The 5,743-nt window shown below is 62.6% G+C and carries 6 protein-coding genes and 1 pseudogene; 2 read left to right on the top strand and 5 right to left on the bottom strand.

What is annotated here, in order from left to right; all coding sequences use genetic code 11:
- The 5 genes and pseudogenes from EN925_RS20510 to EN925_RS20490 all read right to left on the bottom strand — a co-directional run.
- On the bottom strand, window positions 1-341 hold a 341-nt coding region (locus EN925_RS20510), incomplete at its 3' end, for a biotin carboxylase N-terminal domain-containing protein (RefSeq protein ID WP_281040656.1).
- Between the two features lie 10 nt (window positions 342-351).
- Complete coding sequence (accB, locus tag EN925_RS20505) at window positions 352-810, bottom strand: acetyl-CoA carboxylase biotin carboxyl carrier protein (protein ID WP_013531358.1); 459 nt, start codon at window positions 808-810, stop codon at window positions 352-354.
- 26 nt (window positions 811-836) lie between these two features.
- Window positions 837-1,271, bottom strand: a pseudogene (aroQ, locus tag EN925_RS20500) (type II 3-dehydroquinate dehydratase).
- A 149-nt stretch (window positions 1,272-1,420) separates the two neighbouring features.
- The gene (locus EN925_RS20495) at window positions 1,421-2,224 is read right to left on the bottom strand and encodes a DsbA family protein (RefSeq protein ID WP_013531360.1); all 804 of its coding nucleotides are present in this window, start codon (window positions 2,222-2,224) and stop codon (window positions 1,421-1,423) included.
- Between the two features lie 61 nt (window positions 2,225-2,285).
- Window positions 2,286-3,680 (bottom strand): M48 family metalloprotease, encoded by a 1,395-nt coding sequence (locus tag EN925_RS20490; protein ID WP_127369508.1) that lies wholly within the window; start codon window positions 3,678-3,680, stop codon window positions 2,286-2,288.
- 145 nt (window positions 3,681-3,825) lie between these two features.
- Here EN925_RS20490 and EN925_RS20485 point away from each other — a divergent pair, with 145 nt between their 5' ends.
- Together EN925_RS20485 and EN925_RS20480 are read left to right on the top strand one after the other, a co-directional pair.
- The gene (locus tag EN925_RS20485) at window positions 3,826-4,974 is read left to right on the top strand and encodes an aminotransferase class I/II-fold pyridoxal phosphate-dependent enzyme (RefSeq protein WP_127369509.1); all 1,149 of its coding nucleotides are present in this window, start codon (window positions 3,826-3,828) and stop codon (window positions 4,972-4,974) included.
- Between the two features lie 4 nt (window positions 4,975-4,978).
- Window positions 4,979-5,743, top strand: a 765-nt coding sequence (locus EN925_RS20480) for a glutaminase (RefSeq protein ID WP_128336861.1), incomplete at its 3' end; no start/stop codon positions are given.

Here is a 5,743-nt window from a genome sequence, read left to right as displayed (position 1 = left end):
CCCATGATGCGGATATGGTCGCCGGACGGACCGATGAAGGTGATGTTGTGCGCGGCCAGTATGTCGGCGAACTTGGCGTTCTCCGACAGGAAGCCGTAGCCCGGATGCACGGCGTCGGCGCCGGTGATTTCGCAGGCCGCAACGATCTGATGGATGTTGAGATAGCTGTCGCGCGATGGCGGCGGACCGATGCAGACGCTCTCGTCCGCGAGCCGCACATGCATGGCGTCGGCATCGGCGGTCGAATGCACCACCACCGTCTGGATGCCGAGTTCCTTGCAGGCGCGCAGTACCCGGAGGGCGATTTCGCCGCGATTGGCGATGAGGATCTTCTGAAACATCAGGCCCGCTCTACTCGATCACGACGAGCGGCATGCCATATTCGACCGGCTGCGAATCCTCGAAAAGGATCGCGGTCACCGTGCCGGCGCGTGGCGAGGGGATCTGGTTCATCGTCTTCATTGCTTCGATGATCAGCAGCGTCTGGCCTTCCTTGACCTTCTGGCCGACTTCGATGAATGCCTTGGCGTCCGGCGACGGCGCCAAATAGGCCGTGCCGACCATCGGTGAGGTGACCGCATTCTTGGAAAGGTCCGCCACCACAGGCACTGCAACGGCGGCAGCCTGCGCTGCTGCCGGCGCATAGGCCGGTTGCGGCGCCGCGATTGCATGAACGGCCGGCGCCTGCCGCGAGACGCGCACCTTCAGGTCGCCCAGTTCAACCTCGATCTCGGTGAGGTTGGTGTCGTTCAGTATGCCCGCCAGATCGCGGATCAGTTGCTGGTCAACACCGGTCTTCTTTATCGACATTTTCGAGCCTTCTGTTTGTTGGCCGGTCATAGGCGTGCGGCCAGCGCCTGTAGCGCCAGCGTATAGCCGAGCGGCCCAAAGCCACAGATCATGCCGACGGCGACCGGCGCGACCATGGAGACGTGGCGGAATGGTTCCCGCGCATGGATGTTGGAAAGATGAACTTCGGCCACCGGCAATGGTGCGACGGCGCGGATGGCGTCGTGGATGGCAATCGAGGTGTGGCTGTAGGCGCCCGGGTTGATGACGATGCCGACAGCCTTGTCGCCGGTTTCCTGAATCCAGTCGACAAGGTCGCCCTCATGGTTCTACTGGCGGAAATCGATCTCGAACCCCAGCGCCGTGCCTGCCTGCTTGCAGTCGTCGGCGATCGCGGCAAGCGTCTTGCCGCCATAGATGCCCGGCTCGCGCTTGCCGAGCGCGTTGAGATTGGGACCGTTCAGGACGAAAACCGTTTTCAAAAAAGCCGACCTTTCCCGGCGCCGTCATCAAGCCGGCGCGCTGGGCCCTCTATAATGGGCATAGCCGCCCGCGGAAAGAGCGCAAGTACGTTCTTTCACTGTCCACAACAGGCGGAAATGTGCCAGTGAGAGATAGCTGGCGAGCAAGATCAGAGCGCGGCTTTCGCCGCCTCGATCTTTTCAGCCAGCACTTCCTGCCCGAGCGCCCCGAACACCACCTCGTTGCCGACGACATAGGACGGCGTTCCGGTGATCGCCAGCTTGTTGGCAAGATCGTAGGTCTTGGCGAGGGCCTCGTTGATTGTCGGGTCCTTCATCTTCTCGCGCAGCGCCGCTTCGTCGGCGCCGAGCGACAGCGCGACCTTCATGGCCGCCGCCTCGGTGGCGCGTCCCTGACCGCCGAGCAACGCATTGTGGAACTCGCCGTACTTTTCCGGGTGCATCAGGTGGAAGGCCATCGAGACCACGCTCGCCTTCTGCGAATCCGGTCCGAGGATGGGGAATTCCTTGAGCACGAAACGCAGGTCCGGATCGGTCTTGGTCAGCGCCTTCATGTCGTCGATGGCACGTTTGCAGAAGCCGCAATTATAGTCGTAGAACTCGACGATGGTGACCTTGCCGGTCGGATTGCCGACGACGCCGTCGAAGGCGGAGTTGAAAATCTGGTCCTTGGCATCCTTGATCACGCCGAGATGAGCGATGCGCTGCTCTTCCTTCTGCTTGGCCTCAAGCGCGTCCTGGACTTCCAGAAGAACTTCCGGGTTTTTCAACAAATAGTCGCGGATGATGCCTTCGACCTCGGTGCGGTCGATCTTGGTATCGGCCGCCGCCGTCTCGACCGGCTGTGCGGTCCCGGCCTTGGCGATCTGCGGGTTTCCGGCAACGAATCCGAAAGCCAGCATGGCCAGAGCGACCGCAACCCCCGTGGTGCCCAGCAGCAGTGCCTTTTTCATCGTTCCTGTTCCTTCTGCCTGTTTTCCGGTCTGGCTATGTCGTGGCGCGCGGCCGGAAGGTTCACTTGATCTTGGTTGACGGCTTGTAGTTTATGATATCCTGGGCGCGAAGCCAGCGCGGCTCGCCGCGTTTCATCTGCTGCTGCGCCCGCATGGCGAAAATCTTCGCATCCTTGTAGTTGCCGGAATAGAAATGGCTTTCGGCGGTGGCAAGTTCAGCGCCAGGTATGTCGCCCAACTCGCCATAGGCCTGCGCCAGATGGCGATATCCGGCTGAATTTTCCTTGTCGCGACCGAGGCCATTGTTGATCTGCACGACGGCTTTTTTGAGGGAGTCGGGCGTGCCGACGGCCATCAGCGCCTGGCCCACGGACACCGGCAGCAGACCGGACCGAGCCGAATCGAGGCTGACCGCCTTGGCATAGGCGTCCGCGGCTTCCTTGGGTTTGTTGGCTTTCATCAGGATGTCGCCGCGCAGTTCCTGGAAGTAGGCATTCTTCGGTTGCGCTTTGATCAGTGCATTGGTCTTGGCGAGGGCGGCGGCGATGTTGCCGAACAGGTAGGTCGACTGGGCGTCGCCGTACTGGGCGGCGAGGGTTCCTTGCATCTTTCGCATCAGCCGGGACGCGGCCGCCTGGCCTTCCATGTAAACGGCGATCTTCACCCGCATCATGTCATGGCGCTGCTGCAGCGCGGGCGGGTCCGGCCTGTCGACATTGGGGTCCTGTTTCACCAGCACTTCGAGATTGGCGATGCGATCCTGCGGCATCGGATGGCTGATCCGATACGGATCGACCTGGGCGCCCGAAAGCGAAAGTGCGGTCTGGAAGCGGCGGAATGTCTTCAGCATGCCCATGCCGGACTGGCCGGTGGCGTTGAGATAGGTGATCGCCGAGCGGTCGGCCGTCATCTCCTCGGTGCGCTGATAGGCGAGGATGCTGCGCTGTGCCATTTCGCCGCCGCCGGCAGCCACGCCCATGCCGGCGCCGGCGAGACCGCGGCTGCTGGTTGTGGCACCGGCGACAATGGCGCCGGCGCCAAGCAATGTCGCGATGACGGCCATCGTCTTGGCTCGTTCGAGCTGGTCGCGCAGCTTCTGCTGGTGGCCGCCGGCAATATGACCGGCTTCGTGCGCGATGACGCCGATGATCTCGTTGGGCGTTTCAGCCGTCATCAGCGCGCCGGTGTTGATGAACAGCCGACGCCCGGTGACGAAGGCGTTGAAACTCTGGTCGTTGACCAGGACGATGTCGATGCCGTCATTCGCCAGGCCGGCCGCCCTGAAGATCGGCCGCGCGTAATCGCGCACCAGCGCCTCGATCTCGGCGTCGCGCACCACCGGCACGTTCTGGGCGAAGGCGCTGACCGAGCTCGACATTGCAACGGCAACGCCAAGCGAAAGCGTCGCGAAGACGCGCGCTGCCTGGGCAATCGTCGATCTGGGTCGGCTCAACATGATGTGTCCACTGGTAGACGAGCGGGCGAAAGATGAAAAGTCGGCGCCGGAAACTTCCTCAACTTGTGATCCTCACATCAATCGGGCATTTGTGCGGCACATGCGCCAGTGCCTGGCGCCGTCAGTCATCGGGAATACTGGTTAAATGGTCGTTTCGCTCTCACGCCGTGGCAATGTCGAGCCCTTCCATGCGATGGACATTCTGGCAGAGGCAAACCGGCTGAAGTCCCAGGGCGTGCCGGTTGTTTCGATGGCCGTCGGCCAACCCTCCGATCCCGCACCGGTTCTGGTTCGCGCCGCAGCAGCCAAGGCGCTGCAGGATGGGCGCATCGGCTACACCGACGCGCTCGGACTGGCAGGTTTGCGCAAGGCGATAGCCGGACACTACGCCGATCACTACGGGCTTGAGATCGAGCCCGGCCGGATCGCGGTGACCACGGGATCGTCGGCCGCCTTCAATCTTGCCTTCCTGGCGATGTTCGATCGGGGTGACCGCGTCGCCATCGCGGCACCCGGTTACCCTGCCTACCGCAACATCATGGCCGCACTCGGCATCGAGGTGGTCGAGATCGAGCTCGGCGACGCCGCCTACCTGCATGCCGGCCATTTGGAAGCCGCGCATCGTGAAAAGCCGCTGAAAGGCGTTCTCTTCGCCAGTCCCGCCAATCCAACCGGCGCGGTCATACCAGCCGATGAACTGGCGGCTCTGGTAGGGACGGCACAGGACCTCGGCATCGCCGTCATCTCCGACGAAATCTATCACCGGCTGGCCTATGCCGCCCCCGACACCACGGCACTTGCCTATGGCGGCGATGTGACGGTGATCAATTCCTTCTCCAAATATTACTGCATGACCGGCTGGCGAATCGGCTGGATGGTGCTGCCGCAGGAACTGGTGCGGCCGGTCGAGCGCGTCGCCCAGAGCCTCTACATCTCGCCGCCGGAGCTATCGCAGATTGCCGCGATCGAAGCGTTCAGGGCGACCGAGGAACTGGAGGCGGTAAAAGGCCGCTACGCCTGGAATCGCGAGCTCTTGATGAAACGCCTGCCGGAACTCGGCTTTCCGCTGGCGGCGCCCATGGACGGCGCCTTTTATGCGTTCTGTGACGTCACCAGGCATACCAATGACAGCATGGCCTTTGCGCGAAAGATGCTGGCCGAGGCGCATGTTGCAGCAACGCCCGGCCGCGACTTCGACACTCAGGCTGGGCACCGGACCATGCGTTTCTCCTATGCCGGCAGCCACGACGACATGGTCGAGGCAATGGTGCGCATCGAACGCTGGTTGAGGTAGCACGATGCCGGAACTTGAACAGGCCCCCAAACTTGATCGGGCATTGGCCGAAGTCGCCGCCGAAATGGCCGAGCGCACCGATCGCGGCGACGTCGCTTCCTACATTCCGCAGCTGGGCAAGGTCGATCCGAAGAAGTTCGGCATCGCGGCGGTCACCAATGACGGCCGCGTGCTGATGGCCGGCGATGCCGACCAGGCATTTTCCATCCAGAGCATCTCGAAAGTGTTCACGCTGACACTGGCGCTCGGCAATGTCGGTGACGCGCTTTGGCAGCGGGTAGGCCGCGAACCGTCAGGCAATCCATTCAACTCGATCGTGCAGCTCGAGCATGAGAACGGCATTCCGCGCAACCCGTTCATCAATGCCGGCGCCATTGTCATTTCCGACATCCTGCTTGCCGGCCACCAGCCGCGCGAGGCGATCGGCGAAATCCTGCGCTTCATCCAGTTCCTCGCCGACGACGAAACGATCATCATCGATCGTGAGGTCGCGGCGTCCGAACGGGCCACCGGCTATCGCAACTTCGCGCTTGCCAACTACATGAAATCCTTCGGCAATCTCCACCACGCGCCGGAGCTGGCGCTGGGCGTCTACTTCCACCATTGCGCCATCGCAATGAGTTGCCGGCAACTGGCACTCGCCGGCCGCTTTCTCGCCAATGGCGGCAAGAACCCGGCGACCGGGCATTCCGTGGTGTCGGCCGAACGGGCACGCCGCATCGGCGCGATGATGCTGACCTGCGGTCACTATGATGGCTCCGGCGATTTC

This window comes from Mesorhizobium sp. M7A.F.Ca.US.006.04.2.1 (genome assembly GCF_004022915.1).
Classification (GTDB): Bacteria; Pseudomonadota; Alphaproteobacteria; order Rhizobiales; family Rhizobiaceae; genus Mesorhizobium; species Mesorhizobium ciceri.
Note: the sequence above shows the minus strand (reverse complement) of the source record. Positions and strands in the feature narration are given on the sequence as shown.